Annotated in this window: 21 protein-coding genes; 8 read left to right on the top strand and 13 right to left on the bottom strand. The window is 57.3% G+C overall.

The annotated features are described in order from the left end of the window. Positions 1-39: 39 nt before the first annotated feature. The 5 genes from BLW70_RS23875 (at position 40) to leuS (ending at position 6,738) form a co-directional block, all read left to right on the top strand. Complete coding sequence (locus tag BLW70_RS23875) at positions 40-1,017, top strand: C-terminal binding protein (protein ID WP_074878203.1); 978 nt, start codon at positions 40-42, stop codon at positions 1,015-1,017. Then, a complete protein-coding gene (locus tag BLW70_RS23870) occupies positions 1,010-1,753 on the top strand; it encodes a class II aldolase/adducin family protein (RefSeq protein ID WP_074878201.1) in 744 nt (247 codons plus the stop codon). Before BLW70_RS23875 ends, BLW70_RS23870 begins: the two co-directional genes overlap by 8 nt. Then, a complete protein-coding gene (locus BLW70_RS23865; RefSeq protein WP_074878199.1) occupies positions 1,750-2,853 on the top strand; it encodes a pyridoxal phosphate-dependent aminotransferase in 1,104 nt (367 codons plus the stop codon). Before BLW70_RS23870 ends, BLW70_RS23865 begins: the two co-directional genes overlap by 4 nt. After that, positions 2,853-4,055 carry an MFS transporter gene (locus BLW70_RS23860; protein WP_235865022.1) on the top strand — a complete coding sequence of 401 codons (1,203 nt, stop codon included), beginning with the start codon at positions 2,853-2,855 and terminating at the stop codon, positions 4,053-4,055. Before BLW70_RS23865 ends, BLW70_RS23860 begins: the two co-directional genes overlap by 1 nt. A 94-nt stretch (positions 4,056-4,149) precedes the next feature. Beyond that, complete coding sequence (leuS, locus tag BLW70_RS23855; protein WP_074878197.1) at positions 4,150-6,738, top strand: leucine--tRNA ligase; 2,589 nt, start codon at positions 4,150-4,152, stop codon at positions 6,736-6,738. A gap of 191 nt (positions 6,739-6,929) precedes the next feature. On the opposite strand, the gene aceA is transcribed toward leuS, so the two are convergent. The 9 genes from aceA to BLW70_RS23810 form a co-directional block, all read right to left on the bottom strand. After that, positions 6,930-8,255, bottom strand: coding sequence for an isocitrate lyase (aceA, locus tag BLW70_RS23850; RefSeq protein ID WP_008032724.1), 1,326 nt, complete (start codon positions 8,253-8,255; stop codon positions 6,930-6,932). A 497-nt stretch (positions 8,256-8,752) separates the two neighbouring features. Further along, positions 8,753-9,514 carry a secretin N-terminal domain-containing protein gene (locus tag BLW70_RS23845; protein WP_074878195.1) on the bottom strand — a complete coding sequence of 254 codons (762 nt, stop codon included), beginning with the start codon at positions 9,512-9,514 and terminating at the stop codon, positions 8,753-8,755. 156 nt (positions 9,515-9,670) lie between these two features. Next, the gene (locus BLW70_RS23840; protein WP_074878193.1) at positions 9,671-10,096 is read right to left on the bottom strand and encodes a GNAT family N-acetyltransferase; all 426 of its coding nucleotides are present in this window, start codon (positions 10,094-10,096) and stop codon (positions 9,671-9,673) included. Continuing rightward, entirely contained in the window at positions 10,089-11,258 is a 1,170-nt protein-coding gene (locus tag BLW70_RS23835; protein ID WP_074878191.1) for a ribosomal protein uL16 3-hydroxylase, read from the bottom strand. Before BLW70_RS23835 ends, BLW70_RS23840 begins: the two co-directional genes overlap by 8 nt. Before the next feature lie 86 nt (positions 11,259-11,344). Then, positions 11,345-12,715, bottom strand: coding sequence for an adenylosuccinate lyase (gene purB / locus BLW70_RS23830; RefSeq protein WP_074878189.1), 1,371 nt, complete (start codon positions 12,713-12,715; stop codon positions 11,345-11,347). A 126-nt stretch (positions 12,716-12,841) separates the two neighbouring features. Continuing rightward, positions 12,842-13,465, bottom strand: a complete 624-nt coding sequence (gene hflD, locus BLW70_RS23825; RefSeq protein ID WP_074878188.1) for a high frequency lysogenization protein HflD — start codon at positions 13,463-13,465, stop codon at positions 12,842-12,844. Next, entirely contained in the window at positions 13,462-14,607 is a 1,146-nt protein-coding gene (mnmA, locus tag BLW70_RS23820) for a tRNA 2-thiouridine(34) synthase MnmA (protein WP_074878186.1), read from the bottom strand. The genes hflD and mnmA overlap by 4 nt, the downstream gene beginning before the upstream one ends. 59 nt (positions 14,608-14,666) lie before the next feature. Beyond that, a complete protein-coding gene (locus tag BLW70_RS23815; protein ID WP_074878184.1) occupies positions 14,667-15,113 on the bottom strand; it encodes an NUDIX hydrolase in 447 nt (148 codons plus the stop codon). 213 nt (positions 15,114-15,326) lie between these two features. Next, a complete protein-coding gene (locus tag BLW70_RS23810) occupies positions 15,327-17,552 on the bottom strand; it encodes an NADP-dependent isocitrate dehydrogenase (RefSeq protein ID WP_074878182.1) in 2,226 nt (741 codons plus the stop codon). A 496-nt stretch (positions 17,553-18,048) separates the two neighbouring features. On the opposite strand from BLW70_RS23810, the gene icd reads away from it, so the two are divergent. Next, a complete protein-coding gene (gene icd, locus BLW70_RS23800; protein WP_008146904.1) occupies positions 18,049-19,305 on the top strand; it encodes an NADP-dependent isocitrate dehydrogenase in 1,257 nt (418 codons plus the stop codon). 62 nt (positions 19,306-19,367) lie between these two features. Here the strand turns inward: icd and BLW70_RS23795 are convergent, their stop codons facing one another. Then, the gene (locus BLW70_RS23795; RefSeq protein ID WP_074880797.1) at positions 19,368-19,649 is read right to left on the bottom strand and encodes a cold shock domain-containing protein; all 282 of its coding nucleotides are present in this window, start codon (positions 19,647-19,649) and stop codon (positions 19,368-19,370) included. Positions 19,650-19,874: 225 nt separating this feature from the next. Here BLW70_RS23795 and clpS point away from each other — a divergent pair, with 225 nt between their 5' ends. Together clpS and clpA are read left to right on the top strand one after the other, a co-directional pair. After that, the gene (gene clpS / locus BLW70_RS23790; protein WP_074878178.1) at positions 19,875-20,258 is read left to right on the top strand and encodes an ATP-dependent Clp protease adapter ClpS; all 384 of its coding nucleotides are present in this window, start codon (positions 19,875-19,877) and stop codon (positions 20,256-20,258) included. 30 nt (positions 20,259-20,288) lie between these two features. Next, positions 20,289-22,559, top strand: coding sequence for an ATP-dependent Clp protease ATP-binding subunit ClpA (clpA, locus tag BLW70_RS23785; protein ID WP_008146900.1), 2,271 nt, complete (start codon positions 20,289-20,291; stop codon positions 22,557-22,559). Between the two features lie 150 nt (positions 22,560-22,709). Here clpA and infA read toward each other — a convergent pair whose 3' ends face one another. The 3 genes from infA to aat form a co-directional block, all read right to left on the bottom strand. Next, the gene (gene infA, locus BLW70_RS23780; RefSeq protein ID WP_002553999.1) at positions 22,710-22,928 is read right to left on the bottom strand and encodes a translation initiation factor IF-1; all 219 of its coding nucleotides are present in this window, start codon (positions 22,926-22,928) and stop codon (positions 22,710-22,712) included. 111 nt (positions 22,929-23,039) lie between these two features. Continuing rightward, complete coding sequence (locus BLW70_RS23775; protein WP_074878177.1) at positions 23,040-23,747, bottom strand: arginyltransferase; 708 nt, start codon at positions 23,745-23,747, stop codon at positions 23,040-23,042. 57 nt (positions 23,748-23,804) lie between these two features. After that, entirely contained in the window at positions 23,805-24,485 is a 681-nt protein-coding gene (gene aat / locus BLW70_RS23770) for a leucyl/phenylalanyl-tRNA--protein transferase (protein WP_074878175.1), read from the bottom strand. Positions 24,486-24,543 lie beyond the last annotated feature (58 nt).

Below are 24,543 nucleotides of genomic sequence, written 5' to 3'. Positions count from 1 at the left end.
ACAGCAATCAATGTTGCCGACAGGGAAAGAGGAGCATTCATGAATATTCTGATGATCGATTCGTTGCGAGTGAATTATGTCGAGCCGGGGGAGTACTGCTGTGGGCCAGAGCAGCAGCCGTATGCAGTTGAGGTGACGTCCAATCCATCGGATGAGCAACTCGCCCGGGCCGACGGCATTATTGCCTTTCATTCGGTCGTCATCGATGAGCCGTTAGTTGCCAAAATGCATCGTTGCCGGGCGTTGGTGAAGGCGACCATCGGTCTTGATGATGTCGATGTCGAGGCCTTGAGCACGAAGGGCATTCTGCTCTCCAATATTGGTTCGGTGGGGGTAGAGGAAGTCGCGGAGCACGCCATGGCGCTCATATTGTCCGCCCAGCGAAAGCTTCTCGATTACGCCGCGCATACCAGGCGAGGCGGTTGGAGTTGGAGAGCGCATTCCGGTGAAGTTAAAGCGTGCCGCGACACGGTTCTGGGGCTGATCGGCTATGGGGCAACGGGGCAGGCATTGGCGCGCAGGGCGGCTGCCATGGGTTATCAGATCTGCTATTACGATCCTTGCGTTGAGAAATGTGTTGAAGGCATTGCAGAGGGCGGGTCACTGGAGTCTTTGTTCGCTAGGGCAGATGTCATATCGCTGCATCTGCCCCTCACCCCCGATACGCGACACCTGCTGAACGACCGGTGTTTTTCACGCATGAAGCGGGGTGCAACTCTGGTCAATACTGCGCGGGGCGCAATTGTCGATACCGACGCGTTGCAGCGGGCCTTGCAGTCCGGGCTTGTGTCCATGGCATTCCTGGACGTGCTGCAGGAAGAACCGGCCCCCCCACAGGCGTTAATCGATCATGAACGTGTATTGCTGACACCCCATGCCGCGTTTTACAGCGAGCGATCGCTGGGTCAGTTGAAGGCCCGTGCTTTGGGAGCGATGCTGAGTTTGCTGCGAGGGGAAAGGGTGGACACCGTCATCAATCCTGATTGCGCACGGATGGAGGCGAAGGGATATGCCTGAGTTGAAACTTGCAGGTCCTGAGGCTTCGAAGCCTGGATTGCCGACCTGGTTCGACCTGGCGATCGGCAACAGTATTCTTCAATACGGTCAGCGGTTGGCGGCGCGGCAATTACTGGTCAATACCTTGGGTAATATTGCGATACGCAACCATTGCCCGTACTGGCGGCGAGAAGTGATCTACACCAAGCACCGAGGCGTGTCGCTGGAAGAGTGCGGTCTTGAGCATCTGGCGGTGCTGGATATGCAATCCAATGAGCTGCTGCATGGTCGTTTTCGCCCTAGTGCAGGACATCAAATGCACCGGGAAATCATGCGGTGTCGCTCTGACGTTAATGCCACCGTGCATCTTCATCCCAATGAAGTCATTTCTTTTTTTGCTGTCATGCAGTGGCGTGAGATGGCGTATGTGTCCAATGACACCGCGCTGGTGATGGGCAAGCCACCGTGCATTCTTCGCGAAGGTGTGAACATCGAACTGGACGTCAGCGCCATTGGACAATGCGCGCATGACACCAACTGTATTGTCATGCCCGGTCATGGCATCACCAGTTTCGGCCGTGACCTGTCTGAGGCGTTTCATCGTGCTGTGGCATTCACTGCGGAAATCAGTCGGCTGATCACCAGCCAGTGTTTGTCGGCAGCCACTGGCAAGTCGGTCGTGTACGCGAGCGATGAACAGGTGCAGCACATGTACGAATCGGGTGAGCAGGTGATCTACGGGGGTATGCACAGATGAAGGTTCATGAGCATATCAAGCGTTCCGGGTTATGGAAGGTACCTGAACGCGACCTCTCGTCGGTGTTGCTGGATTTGAACGAAAATCAGTTTTTAAACGATTTTCTGCTGAGATTCATTGCCACCGAGTTACAGGCCCGGGATCTGTTTACCTACCCTAACTATCAGCCGCTGCTGGCCGAGCTGGCAAACTACTGCAAGGTTTCGACCGACAGCCTGCTGCTGACCAATGGTGCGGATCAGGCAATCGACTTGGTAGTGCGCTTGCTGTTTTCACCAGGGGATCGGGTGGTCATTCCGTCTCCGGTATTTTCTTTCTATTACCAGATGCTCAGTGTGAATGGTGTAGAACCGGTGATTGTGGGATTCGAGAAGCAAACACAGCATTTCATTCTCCCGACCAAAGCCATCCTCGAAGCCTTGCAGGCGAGCCACGGGCTGATTCTGTGCAATCCCAATAATCCGTTGGGCGCGCGAATCGACGCTGAACAATTGAAGGTTCTGGTCGAGGCTTGTGTGAGACTGAACAAGCCAGTAATTGTTGATGAGAGCTACTTTGAATATTTGCAGCAGACCTGCCTGGACGCGTTCAGCTCAGTCAGGCAATTGTTCGTCATTCGCTCATTCTCCAAGTATTTCGGCCTTGCCGGATTGCGTTTGGGGTATGTCGTCACGCATCCGGAATCAATTCGCGAGTTGTTGAAGGTGCGAGGGCCTTGGGATATCAACCACGTAGCGGTGAAAGCTGCCCTGTTCTGTTTGAATAACCGTAAAGCACTAGAGCAAGCCCACCATGAACTGGCGCAGGTCAAAAACGAGATAATCGAGTTTTGCCGGGTTTACGGAATCGTCGTTTTCGATAGCGAAACGAACTTTCTACTATTGGAAGACCATAGCGACGGCCGTTTGGCCAAGGCGTTCGCACGGGCAAACATTCGCGTAAGCGACTGTTCCCAATATCCTCACAGTTTCGGGTTACTTGAAAACATTCTGCGTGTAGTCGTGCCGGCGTCTTCGGATCTGAAAACATTCCTGATGGCGGTAATGCAGGGAAGCGGCAATGAGGGCAGCAAGAGCGATGTGAAGGAAGCAGTTCAGTAGTGAAGCCATTGCTGATAATGAGCGGTTTGGGCACTGGGATGCGCAATATCGTGCTGCTCCGATTGCTGTTCGTCATGACGAATGCCTTGGGTCCCTTCGCCGCTTTGTTTTTCCAGCGTCATTACCGGCTCGATAGTGCCGGGGTGGCATTGGTGATTACGCTGATGTCGGCGTTTTTTCTCGTGGGTAACGTGTTGGGAGGAGCGTTGGTCGGACGCTATACGTTCAGGACACTGTTGGTCTGCTCTTCTGTATGTTCATTTGTATGCTTGTTGTTCGGGATTTTGTTCAGTGCGCCGGTCGCATCCATTGCCATGGTTTTGCTGTTCATGTTCTGCGCGGGGCTGGTCACACCTGTGTTCAGTATCTTGACGTCCTTGACGGCTAACGATAGTAACCGCGTCGCCTTTTTTGGCTATTTGCATCTGGCCAGCAATCTGGGAGCGGCTCTGTTGTTTGTCATTGGCGGATATTTACTGGCCCTCGATAGCGTCTACCTAATGTTTTTTGCGCTAGTCACCAGTGTGTTGTGCCTGTTCTCAAGTGCCTGTCTGTCTCTGCCGGAAAGCCACGGCAGCAAACCTGCAACAAGGGAAACTTCAATTGGCATGATGGCTGGCATACCGCATGTCGTGATTGCTGCGGGCGTCATGTTCTTTGCGTTGGCGGTGCTGGATGCACAGCGTGAGTACCATCTGCCGTTGTGGCTTGATGTGGTAACGGCAGGGAAGGCTGCCAGCCTGTTCGGTGCAGTAGGAATCGTCAATGCGCTGCTGGTGATACTGTTGACGCAGTCGCTGATTGCATTGACGTCGCGTTTCGAGCCGCTCACCAATTTGGCTTTTGCCGCGATTTTCTACAGTGTTGGATTCGGCGCCTATGCCTTTTTCGAACATACGGCGCTGATTCTGTTTTTTGTTTTTTTCTGGACGCTAGGTGAGATTCTCAGCGTTACCTACGTCACCGCGCTCATCTCGCAAAAAGCTCCATTGCAAACGCAACCTACGCTCTTTTCTCTTGTTCCTGTCGTACTGGCGGGGGCGAGGATGGTGTCCGTGGGGCTGGGAGCCTGGCTGATCGCTGGCGTTGGTTTCCCGTTGAGTTGGAGCCTCTATGGGGTTCTGGGCATCGCATTTGGAGGCATCTGTTTTTTTGTCGGACACAGGGCAGTTGTATTACCCCGCACCACATCGCTCGACTAAGGGCTGCATCCGAAACACCGATCGAGAACTAACAAAGGAATTGTGGGTTGATCGAGTCTTGTCGCTCAGCTCCAGCACAGGTGAGGAACACTCTATGCGAGCACAGTACGACGCGGCCTCTGTTGAAAGTACGGCTCAGGCCCAATGGCTTGAAAATGATGTATTCAGGGCGATTGAAGATACTTGCCGGCCTAAATTCTATGCCTGCTCGATGCTTCCCTATCCATCGGGAAAGTTGCACATGGGGCATGTACGCAACTATACGATCAACGACATGTTGGCTCGCCATATGCGCATGAAAGGATTCAATGTCCTGATGCCTATGGGATGGGATGCCTTTGGCTTGCCTGCAGAAAACGCAGCTATGAAATCGGGTGTTTCGCCAGCGCAGTGGACGCTATTGAATATCGCGGACATGAAATCGCAAATGCAGCCTTTGGGGCTTGCCTTCGATTGGTCCCGGGAGATTGCCACTTGCGACCCTGAATACTACAAGTGGAGTCAGTGGTTTTTCCTCAAATTGCTGGAAAAGGGCGTGGCCTACAAGAAAACCCAGGTAGTCAATTGGGACCCTGTCGATCAAACGGTGCTGGCCAATGAGCAAGTGATCGACGGTCGAGGTTGGCGTTCGGGGGCTCTCGTCGAAAGGCGGCAGATACCGGGTTACTACCTGCGTATAACCCAGTATGCCGAGGAATTGCTCTCGGCAATCGACACTCTGGATGGTTGGCCGGATAGGGTCCGCACCATGCAGCGCAACTGGATAGGGAAGGTCGCAGGAGTGCGTTTGGCATTTGCCCACCGAATTCAGGACGCTGCTGGACAAGTGATCGACGAAGGCAAACTCTGGGTATTTACCACCCGTATCGATACGCTCATGGGCGTCACCTTCTGTGCCATATCCCCTGAACATACACTGGCCAAGTATGCCCTGGAGCTCAACCCTGGGTTGGAGCCACAGGTGCAAACCTGCCGACAAACGGCGGATTCCGGCCCGTCCGGCAGTCAGAGCAAGTTTGGCGTCCACTGTGGCTTGCATGTGGAGCATCCGTTGACCGGTGAGCCTGTTGAGCTGTGGATAACCAATTATGTGCTCGGCGAGTATGGTGACGGAGCCCTGATGGGGGTGCCTGCGCACGATGAGCGCGACTTTGAATTTGCCAATCAATATGGCTTGGCCGTCCGCCCAGTCATCGCCTGGGACGATCACGTATTCGACCCGAAGTTCTGGTCCGACAACTGCACTCGTCGAGAGGGGCACCTCATCAACTCAGGTGTCTACGATGGCCTCTCTGTTGCAGAGGCGGCCCAAGCGATAACCGCTGCGCTGATTGATCGCCGAATGGGAGAGAAGACTACGACTTGGCGCCTGCGCGACTGGGGGATCTCACGGCAACGTTACTGGGGGACGCCGATTCCTGTCATCCAGTGTGAGCAATGTGGTGACGTGCCGGTGCCTTATTCGGACTTGCCGGTCGTATTGCCTACTGATTGCGTGCCGGATGGAAGCGGCAACCCGTTGCTGGCGCATAAGTCGTTTCGCCATGTGGATTGCCCACGCTGCGGAGCGGCAGCGCAGAGAGAAACAGACACCATGGATACCTTCGTCGATTCGAGCTGGTATTTCATGCGTTATTGCGATCCTGATAGCGATACCTCGATGGTTGGCTCCGGCAGTCGTTACTGGATGCCAATCGATCAATACATCGGTGGTATCGAGCATGCGGTGTTGCATTTGCTCTATGCGAGGTTCTGGGCACGAGCCATGCGTGACGAAGGGCTGGTGGATTTCAGCGAGCCGTTCAAGAACCTGTTTACCCAAGGCATGCTCTTGCGTGAAAGCTATTTCCGAAAAGCCGACGACGGTAGCCTGCAGTGGTTTTACCCCGCGCAGGTGGTGGTCGAATATGACGAAAAAAACCGTCCTTTGAGGGCTACGGCGCTTGAGGACGGTTTGCCCGTCATCATCGGTGGCGTGGAAAAAATGTCCAAATCGAAGAATAACGTCGTCGAGCCGAAAGACATCATTAACAAGTTCGGCGCTGACACCGCCCGACTTTTCACGATCTTTGCAGGGCCTCCTGATCAGGACACGATCTGGAGCGATAGCGGCGTTGAAGGAGCCTATCGCTTTCTGCGCCGGCTCTGGAGTTTCTTCCACGACGAGCAGTCTCGGTGCTGGGCAGATGATCGGGTTGAAGACACGGCTGAATCGAAACGCGTGCGCTTTGAGACGCATCGTTTGCTGCAGCAGATCAACAACGATTACGAACGATTGCAATACAACACCGTCGTTTCGGGCGCAATGAAAATGCTCAAGGTGCTGGAGGGGGACAGGGGGGCCAGTCAGCCGATTCGCCGCGAGGCCATGGTCTTCCTGTTACAGGTTTTGCACCCAGTGACGCCGCACATCACTCAGGTCCTTTGGACGGAGGTTGGGTTCGAGGGGGATATTTACGACAGTCCGTGGCCCATGCCGGACAGCGAAGCCTTGAAACAGGACGAAGTAAAAATGATGGTGCAGATAAATGGCAAGTTGCGCGGGCACATTATGATCGAGGCTGATGCCGAGCATGACGCCATTCGGTGCAGGGCGTCATCCGACGCAGGGTTGCGCAACCACCTGAAAGGGGCTGGCAGGATGATTGTGGTGCCCAACCGGCTGGTGAACTTCATCGTCTGAACTATTGAACTGGCGAACCGGAAACAAAGCGCGGTTACCGAGGAGGTGACGGTCGACAGCTTTCACGAGCGAGTCCGCTCGCTAGATCCGAGGCAAAAAAAACGCCCCGAACCAGTCGGGGCGTCAGATGTGCGACGTTGCAGTTAGCTTTCTATTCGGTCTGCAACGGCCGTTTGCTCAGGTGAAGCAGATCAGTGGAACTGTTCTTCTTCAGTCGAACCGGTCAGCGCGGTTACCGAAGACGAGCCACCTTGAATCACAGTGGTCATGTCGTCGAAGTAGCCGGTGCCCACTTCCTGCTGGTGAGCCACGAAGGTGTAACCCTTGGCAGCGTCAGCGAACTCTTGCTCTTGCAGCTTCACGTAGGCAGTCATGTCGTTACGGGCGTAGTCGTGCGCCAGGTTGAACATGCTGTGCCACATGTTGTGAATGCCGGCCAGGGTGATGAACTGATGCTTGTAACCCATGGCAGACAGTTCGCGCTGGAACTTGGCGATGGTCGCGTCGTCCAGGTTTTTCTTCCAGTTGAAGGAAGGCGAGCAGTTGTACGACAGCAGTTGGTCCGGGTATTCCTTTTTGATCGCTTCGGCAAAGCGACGAGCTTCGTCCAGATCCGGCTTGGCGGTTTCGCACCAGATCAGGTCGGCGTACGGAGCGTAAGCCAGGCCGCGAGCGATGGCCTGGTCGAGACCGGCGCGCACTTTGTAGAAGCCTTCCTGGGTACGTTCGCCAGTTACGAACGGCTGGTCGTACGGATCGCAGTCGGAAGTCAGCAGGTCAGCCGCGTTAGCGTCGGTACGAGCCAGGATGATGGTCGGAGTACCAGCAACGTCAGCCGCCAGACGGGCAGCGGTCAGCTTCTGTACAGCTTCCTGGGTAGGAACCAGTACCTTGCCGCCCATGTGGCCGCATTTTTTCACGGAAGCCAGTTGGTCTTCGAAGTGAACGCCAGCGGCGCCTGCTTCGATCATGCTCTTCATCAGCTCGTAAGCGTTCAGTACGCCGCCGAAACCGGCTTCAGCATCAGCCACGATCGGCGCGAAGTAGTCGATGTAGCCTTCGTCGCCCGGGCCTTTGCCGGCTTTCCACTGGATCTGGTCAGCACGACGGAACGAGTTGTTGATGCGCTTGACCACGGTTGGAACCGAATCCACCGGGTACAGCGACTGATCCGGGTACATCGATTCGGCGGAGTTGTTGTCCGCAGCGACTTGCCAGCCCGACAGGTAGATCGCCTGGATACCGGCTTTAACTTGTTGTACAGCCTGGCCGCCGGTCAGGGCGCCCATGCAGTTGACGAAATCTTTCTCAGGGCGGAAGGACGGCTTGGCGCCCTGGGTTACCAGGTTCCAAAGCTTCTCGGCGCCCAATTTTGCAAAGGTGTGCTCAGGTTGAACCGAGCCACGCAGGCGGACGACGTCAGCAGCGGAGTAAGCGCGTGTCACGCCTTTCCAGCGTGGGTTTTCAGCCCAATCTTTTTCGAGGGCTGCAATTTGCTGTTCGCGTGTCAGTGCCATGGAGATAAACCTCGTCGCATAGGTCTGGGTGGAAAATTCCTGCTCCTGCCAAGTACGCAATTAGAGGGGCGTAAAAGGCTGCTCGCTGACCAGAAGCTTAGGTATTCAAGTCGGATTCGGCGGGGATGGCGACGGGATGAACGATGGGCTCGAGGGGAAGTGAGCAGGTAAGGGCGAACTGGCGAGCGCATTCGGGCGTCGTGGGCCTTGGTGCGAACTTCAGTGTGGAGCCGGGTTACCTAATTACGCTTCCGTCCCTCGGGACAACTTCGTTCCAGTCGGCAACCTCGTCAAACACACCTTGTGGGCGGTACAGACACGAAGCGGCTCGCGGGGTAGGTGCGAACGGCGCTTCGAAGGCCCTTGCCAGGGCCCCTGATTAGCGGGAGCGAGGCCATCATGCCTTTGCTTTTTTGTATCGTCAAACGTTTTGTAGTGCTTTTTTTATGGCACTACATCTTTGGTCTAATACGACTAATCAGTCAGTTTTCGGTGAATTAGTCCAAAGTATCGACTTTCACCCGCAGGGTCATGTCATCCCGGCCCTGAGTCGAGTAGCTGCGGGTCTGACCCTGTTTATCGGCTTGAGTCTGGCGGTTCACACCGGCCAGGGTGATCCATTCACCTAGTCGTCCCGTGACAGTGGTGTCGGTACTTTGCACATTCACTACATCGGGACGTTCCTGGCTCATTCGGTCACGATTGGTGCTGATCGCCAGGTGAACGATGTCGCCGGTGACGCTGGCAGTGACATAGAAACCTTGAGTGACGTTGCGGTATTCGGTCTGGCTGCGCAGATCGCCGTAGGAATCGGTCTGTGTGCTGGTGAGCGGAACGCTCTGGCCGGCCTGGATCAGTGCCGGCGTCCCTTCGCTGGCCTGGACCTGCTGAATCCCGCCGTCACGGCTGTCGGTACTGTGATTGATGATGCGAGTCTGGCTCGGTTTGGCGCCATTGACCGAGTAACCCTGATCGCCCTGGAAGTTGTTTTCGTTGGTGTCGACAGTGATCAGCAGGCGCTTGGGTTGGGTGTCGAGTTGGGCGATAAGGGCTTTAAGTTCGTCGATCTTGCGCTGATCGGCATTGACGATCAGTTGGTTGCCGTAGGCGCTGACCTGGCCTTCCTTGCCAATGAAATCCTGGGCCATCGGCAGCATGTCGGCACTGGTGCGGTAGTTCAGTGGCACGATCTCGGTGGCCGCCATGGCCGAAAAACTGCAGGCCATCAGCAGCGTGGTGAGCAGGGTGCGTAGGGACATATCCGTTATCTCCGACATCTTGAAGTGGTGATATTGCCAGTTTGTCGGCCTGGAGTGGGGCAAGTTGAATCGTAGACAGCAAAACGCCCCGGCATCCGAGAATGACGGGGCGTGATCGTTCCCACGCGGAGCGTGGGAACGATCGGTGGCAGGGTGTCAGACCGAATGCCGCACCATGTCCACATGCGGAATCCCGGCTTCCAGGAATTCCTCACTGACCAGGCTGAAGCCCAGGCGCTCATAGAACGCCGTGGCCTGTACCTGTGCGCTCAACATTTGCTGCTTCAGTCCGCGCTTTTCGGCTTCACCGATCACCGCTTGCATCAGCGCATCGCCGACTTTCAAGCCGCGCCAGTCTTTCAGCACCGACACCCGGCCGACGTGGCCGTCAGGCAGGAGGCGGGCGGTGCCAATCGGGAAATCGCCTTCAAATGCCAGAAAATGCACAGCTGTTGCGTCATCAGCATCCCATTCCAGCTCGGGTGGAACGGATTGCTCGGCGATGAACACCGTCTCACGAATGCGCCGGATCTCGGCGTTGTCCTTTTGCCAGTCTGCGACACGTACGTGAATTTTATTCATCAGCAAACCCCAGGCTTCCTTGCTTGACCAGCTCGCACAGCAGGCCGCGGCCGTCTTCGTCGCTCAGCCAGTCACCGAGGTTATCGGTGTGCAGGGCGTCGGCAGCGCAGATCAATTTCAGCAGTTCGCGCAGTTTGCCCGGCAGGTAACGGCTCTGGCCGCTGGCGAACAGCAGCAGGTCGTCATCGACTTCGGACCAGGCCATGCGCGCGCTCGGGTTGCGGATCAGCACAGCGCCTTGTTCCAGGCTGGCGATAAAGTCTTCTTCTTCGACTTCTTCCGGGCCGACGATCAGTTCCGGGTAGCGCGGCTCGGTCATGTACTGGCCGAACCAGGTCAGCAGCAGGCGCTCGTCGCTCATGTGCTCGGCCAGCAAAGCTTTCAGGCGATCAAGGGCGTCGTGCTGAATCTGGTGTGGATCGACCGCCGGCAGGGCGTCGGCATCGGTGTAGCGCTCTTCATCGGTCAGGAACTGGCTGAGGAAGTCGGTGAAGTGAGTCAGCACTTCAGAGGCGCTCGGGGCGCGGAAGCCGACCGAGTAGGTCATGCAGTCATCCACCGCAACGCCGCAATGGGCCAGGCGCGGCGGCAGGTAGAGCATGTCGCCCGGCTCCAGAACCCACTCATCGGTGGCTTCGAAGTCGGCGAGGATGCGCAGGTCTGCGTGTGGCAGCAGCTTGCTCTCGGAGTCGCACATCTGGCCGATCTTCCAGTTGCGCTTGCCGTGACCTTGCAGCAGGAACACATCGTAGTTATCGAAATGCGGACCGACGCTGCCACCCGGGGCGGCGAAGCTGATCATCACGTCGTCGACGCGCCAGCTCGGCAGGAAGCGAAAGTTTTCCAGCAGCTCGCTGACTTCTGGCACGAATTGGTCGACTGCTTGCACCAGCAGGGTCCACTCGGTTTCCGGCAACTTGCTGAATTCGTCTTCGGCAAACGGGCCGCGACGCATTTCCCAAGGACGCTCGCCGTGTTCGATCACCAGGCGCGATTCAACTTCTTCTTCCAGCGCCAGGCCGGCCAGTTCGTCTGGGTCGATCGGGCTTTCGAAATCAGGGATCGCCTGGCGGATCAGCAGCGGTTTTTTCTGCCAGTAGTCGCGCAGGAATTCGCGCGCCGTGATGCCGCCCAGAAGTTGAAGAGGAATATCAGGATTCATGTGTAACCTATTGAAAAAATGCACTTTTCAGACGGGAATAAAAACGCCCGGCGCTGCCGGGCGTCTCAAAAGGGTAAAGCGGTCGATCAGATGCGTTTGGCTTGCTCTACAGCGTTGCCGATGTAGTTCGCCGGGGTGAGCAATTTCAGCTCGGCCTTGGCGGCGGCTGGCATGTCCAGGCCGTCGATGAAAGTTTGCAGTGCTTCAGGGCTGATGCCCTTGCCACGGGTCAACTCTTTCAGCTTTTCGTACGGGTTTTCGATGTTGTAGCGACGCATCACGGTCTGGATTGGCTCGGCCAATACTTCCCAGCACGCGTCCAGGTCGGCAGCAATCTTCTGAGCGTTGAGCTCGAGCTTGCTGATGCCCTTGAGGCTGGCTTCGTACGCGATCACGCTGTGGGCGAAGCCGACACCGAGGTTGCGCAGTACGGTGGAGTCGGTCAGGTCGCGCTGCCAGCGGGAGATCGGCAGCTTGCTCGCCAGGTGCTGGAACAGTGCGTTGGCGATGCCCAGGTTGCCTTCGGAGTTTTCGAAGTCGATCGGGTTGACCTTGTGCGGCATGGTCGACGAACCGATTTCGCCAGCGATGGTGCGCTGCTTGAAATAACCCAGGGAGATGTAGCCCCAGATGTCGCGGTCGAAGTCGATCAGGATGGTGTTGAAGCGCGCGATCGCGTCGAACAGCTCGGCAATGTAGTCGTGCGGTTCGATCTGCGTGGTGTACGGGTTGAATCCCAGGCCCAGCTCGTCTTCGATGAAGGCGCGGGCGTTCTCTTCCCAGTCGATCTCCGGGTAGGCCGACAGGTGAGCGTTGTAGTTGCCGACAGCGCCGTTGATCTTGCCCAGCAGCGGAACGGCCGCGACTTGAGCGATTTGACGCTCCAGGCGGTAAACCACGTTCGCCAGCTCTTTGCCCAGGGTGGTCGGCGAGGCCGGTTGACCGTGGGTGCGCGACAGCATTGGCACGTCAGCAAAACGGATCGCCAGTTCGCGGATGGCTTCGGCAGTCTGGCGCATCAGCGGCAGCATCACGTCATCACGGCCTTCGCGCAGCATCAGGGCGTGGGACAGGTTGTTGATGTCCTCGCTGGTGCAGGCAAAGTGGATGAATTCGCTGACCTTGGCCAGTTCCGGCAACTTGGCCGCTTGCTCTTTGAGCAGGTACTCAATGGCTTTGACGTCGTGGTTGGTGGTGCGCTCGATCTCTTTGACACGCTCGGCGTGCTCCAGAGCGAAGTTTTCCGCCAAGGTGTTCAGCACAGCGTTGGCTTCGGCGGAGAACGCCGGCACTTCGCTGATGCCTGGGTGAGCGGCCAGGCGCTGGAGCCAGCGCACTTCAACCAGAACGCGAGCACGGATCAGGCCGTATTCGCTGAAAATTGGGCGCAGGGCCTGGGTTTTGCCGGCGTAGCGGCCGTCAACAGGGGAAACCGCAGTGAGCGAAGAAAGCTGCATGGGGTGTTCTCGGACAGTCGGGCAACGAAATGGGGCGCGTATCATACATGAAAAAATCCGCCGGTCCGTTGCCAACTGACCAGCGTCTTACGCGTTACAAATTACAAAAGGTCTTGCGGGCGCGGTTCAGCTGTTGCGCATCAGCGGGTAAAGCTCTTTCAGCAACTTGCGACGGCTGATCACCAGCTGCCAGCGATGACCGCCCAACTGCCGCCACAGGCGCGCCGATCGAATCCCGGCCAGCAACAGGGCGCGGATTTTCGAAGCGTTGCTCGGTTGCTGCAGGTTACGCATGTCGCCGTGGACCTGAATGCGTTGGCGCAAGGTGCTCAGGGTGTCCTGATACAGGGCGCCGCACGCTGCGATGACGTTTTCGTGAGCCGGGCCGAAATGCTCGACCTGGGATTGAATCTGCGGCAGACGCTTGCCGATCTCGTCCAGCATGTCGTTGCGCTTGGCCAGCTGACGCTCCAGGCCGAGCATCGCCAGCGCATAGCGCAGCGGTTCGCGCTGAAGGGTGCTCGGGTCGCGTTCCAGCGCACCAATCAATGCGCGGTAACCTTCACGCAGATTGATGTCGTCGCCGCCATAGACTTCCAGGGTGTCCTTGGGGTCGCGAATCAGCAGGCTGCCGAGCATGCAGGTCAGGCCGGCTTCGGTGGTCTGGCCGGTCTTGGCGATCTTGTCGACCAGCACCGCAGCGAGGAACACGCCGCCCAGTGCCGTCAGTTGCTCCTGAGTCGGGCTCATTGCTGCTCGCCTTGAGGAGTGTCTTTGCTGGTCCACGGCTCCGCGATTTCGATCACGCCGCCGCCGAGGCAGATTTCACCGTCGTAGAACACCACGGACTGGCCTGGGGTGACCGCGCGTTGCGGGTCATCGAAGGTCGCGCGGTAGCCGGTGGCGGTTTTTTCCAGCGTGCACGGCTGGTCGCTTTGGCGATAGCGGACTTTGGCGGTCAAGCGGCGCGGTTCGCTCAGGTCGATCGGGTTGACCCAATAGATGTCCGAGGCGAGCAGGGCGCGGGAGAACAAGTACGGGTGATCATTGCCTTGGCCGACGATCAGCTCGTTGTGCTCCAGGTCTTTGATCAGCACGTACCACGGCTCGTCACTGGCGTCTTTCAAACCGCCAATGCCCAAGCCCTGACGCTGGCCGATGGTGTGGTACATCAAGCCGTGGTGACGGCCGATAACTTCACCTTCGGTGGTCTTGATCTCGCCCGGCTGGGCCGGCAGGTATTGCTTGAGGAAATCGCTGAAGCGACGTTCGCCGATAAAGCAGATCCCGGTGGAATCCTTTTTCTTCGCGGTGGCGAGTTCGTGCTTCTCGGCAATCGCGCGCACTTCGGGTTTTTCCAGCTCGCCGACCGGGAACAGGGTCTTGGCGATCTGTTCGCCGCCCACGGCGTGCAGGAAGTAGCTCTGGTCCTTGTTCGGGTCCAGGCCCTTGAGCAGCTCGGTACGGCCATCGATATCGCGGCGTCGCACGTAGTGACCGGTGGCGATCAGGTCGGCACCGAGCATCATGGCGTAGTCGAGGAACGCCTTGAACTTGATCTCGCGGTTGCACAGGATGTCCGGGTTCGGCGTGCGGCCGGCCTTGTATTCGGCCAGGAAGTGCTCGAACACGTTGTCCCAGTACTCGGCGGCGAAGTTGGCGGTGTGCAGCTTGATGCCAATCTTGTCGCACACGGCCTGAGCGTCCGCCAGGTCATCCATGGCGGTGCAGTATTCCGTTCCATCGTCTTCTTCCCAGTTCTTCATGAACAGGCCTTCCACCTCATAACCCTGCTCGATCAGCAGGAGAGCGGAAACGGAAGAGTCCACGCCGCCGGACATGCCGACAATGACGCGCTTCTTTTGTGTGTCAGAAGGGGCTGGATCACGCATAGGGATTCAATGAGTGTCTTGAAAAAGGACGCGATTCTAACAGGCCGAAGCCCGCAAGGCTAAAGAGAAGGGCGGATCAGTTCGAGACCGAAGTGTTGGCCGTCCAGATAATCATCGATACAGCGGATGATCAGCTCACTGCGCCAGTTTGCGCGCTGTGCCAGCAGTTCGTCACGCGTCAGCCATTTTGCACCGACGATTCCGTCGTCCAGCTGATAGTCGGGGTGATGTTTGAGCGGTTTTGCGGTGAAGCAGACCCGCTGATAAGTCACGCCGTTGCTCGGAGCGGTGTAGAGGTAAATGCCCACTACGCCAGTCGGCTCGACGTCCCAGCCGGTTTCCTCGAGGGTTTCGCGCACGGCGGCTTCGATCAGGGTTTCGTCCGGGTCGAGGTGGCCGGCGGGCTGGTTGAGCACCGTTCGTCCGTGCTTGGATTCTTCGACCATCAGGAAGCGGCCGTTGTCTTCGACGATGGTGGCGACGGTGATGTGGGGTAGCCAATCCATAAGACTTCCTCAATTTGAATGTTGAAACTCGATCCTGTGGGAGCTGGCTTGCCTGCGATGGCGGTGGGTCAGTCGACATCAATGTTGAATGATAAGCCGCTATCGCAGGCAAGCCAGCTCCCACAGGGGCGGGTTCTGACAGATAAATATGTATGAACGCCACAAACACAAACCCCGGCACGAGGCCGGGGTTTGTGATGTTCCCTTACAACCTTAAACCAGCGCAGCGATCGCGGCGTTGAAAGTGTTGCTCGGACGCATGGCCTTGCTGATCAGCTCGGCATTGGCGTGGTAGTAACCGCCGATGTCCACTGGCTTGCCCTGGACGGCGTTGAGCTCGGCAACGATGGTTGCTTCGTTCTCGGTCAGGGTCTTGGCCAATTCGCCGAACTGCGCTTGCAGTGCAGTGTCTTCGGTTTGGGCGGCCAGGGCTTGTGCCCAGTACAGCGCCAGGTAGAAGTGGCTGCCGCGGTTGTCGATGTTGCCGACTTTGCGCGATGGCGACTTGTTGTTGTCCAGGAACTGGCCGGTGGCCTGGTCCAGGGTCTTGGCCAGCACCAGCGCTTTAGGGTTGTTGTAGGTAACACCCAGGTGCTCAAGGGAAGCGGCCAGGGCCAGGAACTCACCCAGGGAATCCCAGCGCAGGAAGTTCTCTTCCAGCAGCTGCTGAACGTGCTTCGGTGCCGAACCGCCGGCGCCGGTTTCGAACAGGCCACCGCCGTTCATCAGCGGAACGATCGACAGCATCTTGGCGCTGGTGCCCAGTTCCATGATCGGGAACAGGTCAGTCAGGTAGTCGCGCAATACGTTGCCGGTCACCGAGATGGTGTCCTTGCCTTCGCGAGTGCGGTCCAGGGTGAACTTCATCGCGTCGACTGGCGACATGATGCGGATGTCCAGGCCCGAGGTGTCGTGATCCTTCAGGTAGGCCTGAACTTTCTCGATCACTACACCGTCGTGGGCGCGCATCGGGTCCAGCCAGAAGATCGCTGGAGTGGCGCTTGCGCGAGCACGGTTGACGGCCAGTTTGACCCAGTCCTGGATCGGCGCGTCTTTGGTCTGGCACATGCGGAAGATGTCGCCGGCTTCAACCGGTTGCTCCAGCAGCAGGCCACCTTTGCTGTCGGTCACGCGGACAACACCGTCGGCCTTGATCTGGAAAGTCTTGTCGTGCGAGCCGTACTCTTCGGCTTTTTTCGCCATCAGACCAACGTTTGGCACGCTGCCCATGGTGGTTGGATCGAAAGCGCCGTGCAGCTTGCAGTCTTCGATTACCGCCTGGTAGATGGTGGCGTAGCAGCGATCCGGGATCACAGCCTTGGTGTCGTGCAGTTGGCCGTCGGTGCCCCACATTTTGCCGGAGTCACGGATCATCGCTGGCATCGAGGCGTCGACGATCACGTCGCTCGGCACGTGCAAGTTGGTGATGCCTTTGTCGGAGTTGACCATGGCCAACGACGGACGAACGGCGTAGACCGCCTGGATGTCCGCTTCGATCTGCGCTTGTTGCTCGGCAGGCAAAGCCTTGATACGAGCGTACAGGTCGCCGATGCCGTTGTTCAGGTTGAAGCCGATCTGCGCCAGCACGTCAGCGTGCTTGGCCAGTGCGTCTTTATAGAACTCGGCAACGATCTGGCCGAACATGATTGGGTCGGAGACCTTCATCATGGTGGCTTTCAGGTGAGCCGACAGCAGCACGCCTTTGGCTTTGGCGTCTTCGATCTCGGCTGCGATGAAGCTGCGCAGCGCTTTTTTGCTCAGAACGGCACAATCGAGGATCTCACCGGCTTGCACGGTGGTTTTTTCTTTCAGGACGGTGGTGGTGCCGTCTTGAGCGATCAGTTCGATTTTGACGGCATCAGCGGCGTCGATCAGGGCAGCTTTTTCGCTACCGTAGAAATCGCCGGTGCTCATGTGCGCGACGTGGGACTTGGAGTCTTTGGCCCATGCGCCCATTTTGTGCGGGTGCTTGCGCGCGTAGTTCTTGACCGACAGCGGTGCACGACGATCGGAGTTGCCTTCGCGCAGAACCGGGTTCACGGCGCTGCCCTTGATCTTGTCGTAACGCGACTTGGCGAGCTTGTCGGCGTCGCTGGTCACGGTTTCCGGGTAGTCAGGCAGTGCGAAGCCCTGGGCTTGCAGTTCCTTGATCGCGGCTTGCAGTTGCGGAACCGAGGCGCTGATGTTCGGCAGCTTGATGATGTTGGCTTCAGGCGTAACGGCCAGGTCGCCCAGTTCGGCGAGGTGGTCGGCTACGGCTTTGTCACCCAGTTGCTCGGGGAAGCTGGCCAGGATGCGCCCTGCAAGAGAGATATCGCGGGTTTCCACGGCGATATCAGCGGAGGCGGTGAAGGCCTCTACGATAGGCAACAGTGAATAGGTGGCGAGGGCGGGAGCTTCGTCGGTGAAGGTATAGATGATCTTCGAGCGGGTGGGCATATTCGGATTAACTCTCTCTTCTTTGCTAAAGCGTGCGCAGAAAAACTCGAGGGGCGCCGGGTAAGCGCGTTCGTTCAAAGTCATCCATGAGCCGAATGTCGAGATTTCTTCGCGGTGATGTTGGGTGCATCAGTCGAGCGTCAAGCGGGTGGACTGCGGTAACAGTCCTGCTTTTTCGGGCCGTGGGTCTCGTCGTAGAGCAGTCGGCCGTCGTGACTCTGTGGTCAGCGGGCGGCATTATACATAGGTAGCTGGCAATCTGCCGATGGTTCATAGGTAACGATTATCGTCCATTGGTCTAAAGGTCGCAGGGGCGAGGGGGGCGTAGAGTCTCGCACCGTGCTTGAGTTTGGCGCTTTTCCCTTTGCTTTCAGACTTGTACGTCGCGAACTGTGCAGCTTTGCGGCAGATGGTTGGAACATAGGGTTTGCGTGCCGATTTAACTGGGGTACGCTCGAACGAAGCCAGATGTTCAATCCAAACAATGGAGTTCAGCATGGGATACAAGAAGATTCAGGTTCCAGCAGTCGGCGACAAAATCACCGTCAACGCAGACCATTCTCTCAATGTTCCTAACAACCCGATCATCCCCTTCATCGAAGGCGATGGTATTGGCGTTGATATCAGCCCGGTAATGATCAAGGTTGTCGATGCTGCTGTTAAGAAGGCTTACGGCGGCGAGCGCAAAATTTCCTGGATGGAAGTCTACGCCGGGGAGAAAGCGACTCAGGTTTACGATCAGGACACCTGGCTGCCCCAGGAAACCCTGGACGCAGTCAAAGATTACGTGGTTTCCATCAAGGGCCCTCTGACCACCCCGGTCGGTGGCGGCATCCGTTCCCTGAACGTGGCCCTGCGTCAGCAACTCGACCTTTATGTCTGCCTGCGCCCAGTGCGCTGGTTCGAAGGCGTGCCTAGCCCGGTCAAGAAGCCAGGCGACGTCGACATGACGATCTTCCGTGAGAACTCGGAAGACATCTACGCCGGTATCGAGTGGAAAGCCGGTTCGCCGGAAGCGACCAAAGTCATCAAGTTCCTTAAAGATGAAATGGGCGTCACCAAGATCCGTTTCGACGAAAACTGCGGTATCGGCATCAAGCCGGTCTCGCTGCAAGGCACCAAGCGTCTGGCACGCAAGGCCCTGCAGTATGTGGTCGACAATGACCGCGACTCGCTGACCATCGTGCACAAAGGCAACATCATGAAGTTCACCGAAGGTGCCTTCAAGGAATGGGCCTACGAAGTGGCGGCTGAAGAGTTCGGCGCGACCCTGCTCGATGGCGGTCCGTGGATGCAGTTCAAAAACCCGAAAACCGGCAAGAACGTCATCGTCAAGGATGCCATCGCCGACGCCATGCTCCAGCAGATCCTGCTGCGTCCGGCCGAATACGATGTGATCGCGACCCTGAACCTGAACGGCGACTACCTCTCCGACGCCCTGGCGGCGGAAGTGGGCGGTATCGGTATCGCACCGGGCGCCAACCTGTCTGACACCATTGCGATGTTCGAAGCGACCCACGGTACTGCGCCGAAGTACGCTGGCAAGGACCAGGTCAACCCGGGTTCCCTGATCCTGTCCGCAGAGATGATGCTGCGTCACATGGGCTGGACCGAAGCGGCTGATCTGATCATCAAGGGCACCAACGGCGCGATCTCTGCCAAGACCGTGACCTATGACTTCGAACGACTGATGGAAGGCGCGAAACTGCTGTCTTCGTCCGCGTTTGGTGATGCGCTGATTTCGCACATGTAAGCGAATAGGTATAAAAAAACCGCCTTCGGGCGGTTTTTTTTATGACTGGATGACGGTTTGTATTAACTCGATACAGTTTCTTGCTGGAGGGCAGGGGCGGCCTGCTCGTTCTCGGTCGTGACGGACATAATCTTCACGGCATGCAACCCTTTGGGGCCCTGGACAATCTCGAAACTTACAGCTTGCCCAGCCTTGAGCGTCTTGTACCCGTTCATCTCAATGGCCGAGTAGTGGGCAAAGAAATCAATAAGATGACCGTCTTCGTCACGACCTTCTCTGGCATCGGTGTTAATGAAACCGAACCCCTTGGCATTGTTGAACCATTTCACCTTGCCGACTGACATACCCATATCCCTCTGCAACAGACTCCATCACTGGAGTATCATCCAGTTCATCCGCAGTCATTTCCTGGAAATAAGATTGACTCCGCGGACCTTTTTTACCCACTGTGGGCTCTATTGGTTGTAACACCGTTTTGCCGATAGTCAAGGTGACCGGGCAGTCGGAGTTGAAATCGTCCATAGCCGCCCCCACCACTGTATTTGAACAACAGACGAACCTTTCTTTCCATGCATGCAATCAGCCAGATTCGACTAACATTCAATCAGGATCGCCCGGCTCTCCAAAAAGATCACCCGGGGACTCACGACGACGATTCCGCAGGCATTGCTGTTCAGGAGGCAAAGCCTGCTTTACAGGCGCCGCCGATGTACAAGGTGGTTTTGTTCAATGATGACTACACACCGATGGATTTCGTCGTCGAAGTGCTCGAGGTGTTTTTTAACCTGAATCGGGAGCTGGCGACCAAGGTCATGCTGGCCGTCCACACAGAAGGACGGGCAGTATGTGGAGTGTTTACCCGCGACATCGCCGAGACTAAGGCCATGCAGGTCAACCAGTACGCCAGGGAAAGCCAGCATCCGCTACTCTGTGAAATCGAGAAGGACGGTTAATCGCCGACCACTTGGGTATGAGGTGAAGCTATGTTAAACCGCGAGCTCGAAGTCACCCTCAATCTTGCCTTCAAGGAGGCACGTTCGAAGCGTCATGAATTCATGACCGTCGAACACCTCCTGCTGGCCCTATTGGACAATGAGGCTGCCGCCACCGTTTTGCGTGCCTGCGGCGCAAACCTCGACAAACTCAAGCACGATCTGCAGGAGTTCATCGACTCCACCACGCCATTGATCCCCGTTCATGACGAGGATCGTGAGACCCAGCCAACCCTGGGCTTCCAGCGTGTTCTGCAACGTGCTGTCTTTCACGTACAGAGCTCGGGCAAACGCGAAGTGACTGGCGCAAACGTACTGGTCGCGATCTTCAGTGAGCAAGAGAGTCAGGCAGTGTTCCTGCTGAAACAGCAGAGCGTTGCGCGCATCGATGTCGTCAACTACATCGCACACGGCATTTCCAAAGTGCCGGGGCATGGCGATCACTCTGAAGGTGAGCAAGATATGCAGGACGACGAGGGCGGTGAGTCTTCTTCTTCAGGCAATCCTCTGGATGCTTATGCCAGCAACCTCAACGAACTCGCGCGCCAGGGTCGAATCGATCCATTGGTAGGCCGCGAGCTGGAAGTCGAGCGCGTCGCGCAGATCCTGGCGCGTCGTCGCAAAAACAATCCGCTGCTGGTGGGCGAGGCGGGCGTGGGTAAAACCGCGATTGCCGAAGGCCTGGCCAAACGCATTGTCGACAACCAGGTGCCAGACCTGCTGGCCAACAGCGTGGTGTATTCCCTCGATCTGGGGGCCTTGCTGGCCGGCACCAAATACCGCGGCGATTTCGAGAAGCGCTTCAAGGCGTTGCTCAATGAGCTGAAAAAACGTCCTCAGGCGATCCTGTTCATCGACGAAATCCACACCATCATTGGTGCGGGTGCCGCGTCCGGTGGGGTCATGGATGCCTCGAACCTGCTCAAGCCGCTGCTGTCGTCGGGTGATATCCGTTGCATCGGCTCGACCACGTTCCAGGAATTCCGCGGGATCTTCGAGAAGGACCGTGCGTTGGCCCGGCGCTTCCAGAAGGTCGACGTGTCGGAACCTTCGGTGGAAGACACCATTGGTATCCTGCGCGGCCTGAAAGGTCGTTTCGAAGCGCATCACAACATCGAATACAGCGATGAAGCGTTGCGTGCGGCGGCGGAACTGGCCTCACGCTATATCAATGACCGGCACATGCCGGACAAGGCCATCGACGTCATCGACGAGGCGGGCGCCTACCAGCGCCTGCAGCCAATCGAGAAACGAGTGAAGCGCATCGAAGTGCCTCAGGTCGAGGACATCGTCGCGAAAATCGCGCGGATTCCGCCTAAGCACGTCACCAGCTCCGACAAAGAGCTGCTGCGTAACCTTGAGCGTGACCTGAAGCTGACCGTATTTGGCCAGGATGCCGCAATCGACTCACTGTCGACCGCGATCAAACTGTCCCGTGCCGGCCTCAAGTCGCCTGACAAGCCTGTCGGTTCGTTCCTGTTCGCAGGGCCTACCGGTGTCGGTAAAACCGAAGCGGCGCGTCAGTTGGCCAAGGCATTGGGCATCGAGTTGGTTCGCTTCGACATGTCCGAGTACATGGAACGCCACACCGTATCGCGTCTGATCGGTGCGCCTCCAGGCTATGTCGGGTTCGATCAGGGCGGTCTGTTGACTGAAGCCATCACCAAGCAGCCTCACTGTGTGCTGTTGCTCGATGAGATCGAGAAGGCGCATCCGGAAGTCTTCAACCTGCTGCTGCAGGTCATGGATCACGGTACGCTGACCGATAACAACGGGCGCAAGGCGGACTTCCGTAACGTGATCGTCATCATGACGACCAACGCCGGTGCCGAAACCGCGGCTCGCGCTTCGATCGGTTTCACCCATCAGGACCACTCGTCCGATGCGATGGAAGTGATCAAGAAGAGCTTCACGCCAGAGTTCCGTAACCGTCTGGACACCATTATCCAGTTTGGTCGCCTCAGCCATGAGGTCATCAAAAGCGTGGTGGACAAGTTCCTTACCGAGCTTCAGGCGCAGCTGGAAGACAAGCGCGTACAGCTGGAAGTGACGGACGCGGCGCGCAGCTGGCTGGCAGCGGGTGGCTACGACTCGGCAATGGGTGCTCGACCAATGGCGCGTTTGATTCAGGACAAGATCAAGCGTCCACTGGCGGAAGAGATCCTCTTTGGCGAACTGGCCGACCATGGTGGTGTGGTTCACATCGATCTCAAGGACGGCGAGCTGACCTTCGACTTCGAGACCACGGCTGAAATGGCCTGACGTTAACCGCAACAAAGCAAAAGGCGCCGAAAAGGCGCCTTTTTGCTGTCTGCTGATACTGCGCCACTCCCACATTGACTATGTGTGGGGCGTTAAATCGCAGGCACACAAAAACGCCCGGCATAAACCGGGCGTTTTGTATTGACTTGATTAGCGAGCGCGGTAAGTGATGCGCCCTTTGCTCAAGTCATAGGGCGTCAGCTCGACGCGCACTTTGTCGCCGGTAAGAATACGAATGTAATTCTTGCGCATCTTGCCGGAGATATGCGCGGTTACGACGTGCCCATTTTCCAACTCCACACGAAACATGGTGTTGGGCAGGGTGTCGACGACAGTGCCTTCCATTTCGAAGCTGTCTTCTTTCGACATGCAGTAAAGCCCTCGGTGTCCAATGAATGGCCCGGTGCAACTGCGCCAGGCAAAAGCGGCGTGCATTGTGCCCGAAAAATGGGGTTTACGCCAAGGGGTTTACGGCTTGCTCTAGTTCAGGATGACCCAGCGCTGATTAATCAGCAGTTCGATAGGGCGATATTGAGTCTTGTAGCTCATCTTTTTGCAGTTTTTGATCCAATAACCCAGGTAGACCGCTTCCAGCCCCAGTCGTCGGGCCTCGGCGATTTGCCAGAGAATCGCATAACGCCCCAGGCTGCGGCGTTCTTCGGCGGGCTCGTAGAAGGTGTAGACCGCCGAGAGACCATTCGGAAGCAAGTCGGTGACGGCCACCGCTACCAGTCGTCCTTCGAGGCGGAATTCGTAGAATCGCGAAAACGGCAGGTCTCGTACCAGGAACGTTGCAAACTGATCGCGACTCGGCGGGTACATATCGCCATCGGCGTGACGCTGCTCGATATACCGCTGATACAGGTCGAAATACTCTTCGCTGAACTGCGGCCTGGCAGGGCGCACCTGCAGGTCGACGTTGCGTTTGAAGATGCGTTTTTGCTGGCGGTTGGGCGAAAACTGCGCCACAGGGATGCGCGCCGGTACGCATGCATTGCAATTCTGGCAATGAGGCCGGTAAAGATGATCGCCGCTACGACGGAAACCCATTTCAGACAGGTCTGCATAGACATGCACATCCATGGGCTGACTAGGGTCGAGGAACAGAGTCGTGGCCTGCTCCTCGGGCAGATAACTGCAAGAGTGGGGCTGAGTGGCATAGAACTTCAAACGCGCCAACTCGGTCATGATCAACCCTCGGAATAAGGTTTTGAATTAAGTGTAAGCCACACGCGCAAAAGTCGCTCAGCAAACCCAGGTTGCGCGGCTGGGTTGGTCCAGGTGCCGCGCAAGGTAGTCGGCAAACTCGCGGCGGGGAATCGCTCGGGCGCCGAGGCTGTGCAGATGGTCGGTCGGCATCTGACAGTCGATCAGTACAAAGCCTGAGTCTTTCAGATGTCGGACCAGCGTGGCAAAGCCATATTTCGAGGCGTTGTCGGCACGGCTGAACATGGACTCGCCGAAAAACAGCTGACCCATCGCCAGGCCGTAGAGCCCGCCGACCAGTTCGTCCTGGTCCCAGACTTCCACCGAATGGGCGTAGCCGCGCCTGTGCAGCTCGAGGTAGGCGTTCTGCATGGCTTCTGTGATCCATGTTCCATCGGCGTAATCCCGAGGCGCGGCGCAAGCGCGGATCACTGCGGCAAAATCCTGATCAAAGGTCACTTGATAGCGTTGCTGGCGCAACAATTTATTCAGGCTGCGCGAGACATGCAGTTCGTCGGGAAACAGTACGGTGCGCGGATCCGGCGACCACCAGAGAATCGGCTGGCCTTCCGAGAACCACGGAAAACAGCCGTGGCGATAGGCCTGAATCAGACGATCGGCGGACAGATCCCCGCCCGCAGCCAATAGCCCGTTGGGATCGCGCATGGCTTTTTCCAGGGGCGGGAAGGTCAGGGTGTTGCGTTGTAACCAAGTCAGCATGGCATCCGGGCTTGCAGAAGGGGAGGGCAGTGGTGGGCGGGTGGGCCCACCGTCAAGT

It is taken from the genome of Pseudomonas frederiksbergensis (assembly GCF_900105495.1).
Taxonomy (GTDB): domain Bacteria; phylum Pseudomonadota; class Gammaproteobacteria; order Pseudomonadales; family Pseudomonadaceae; genus Aquipseudomonas; species Aquipseudomonas frederiksbergensis.
This window is presented reverse-complemented; position numbering and strand designations above follow the sequence as displayed.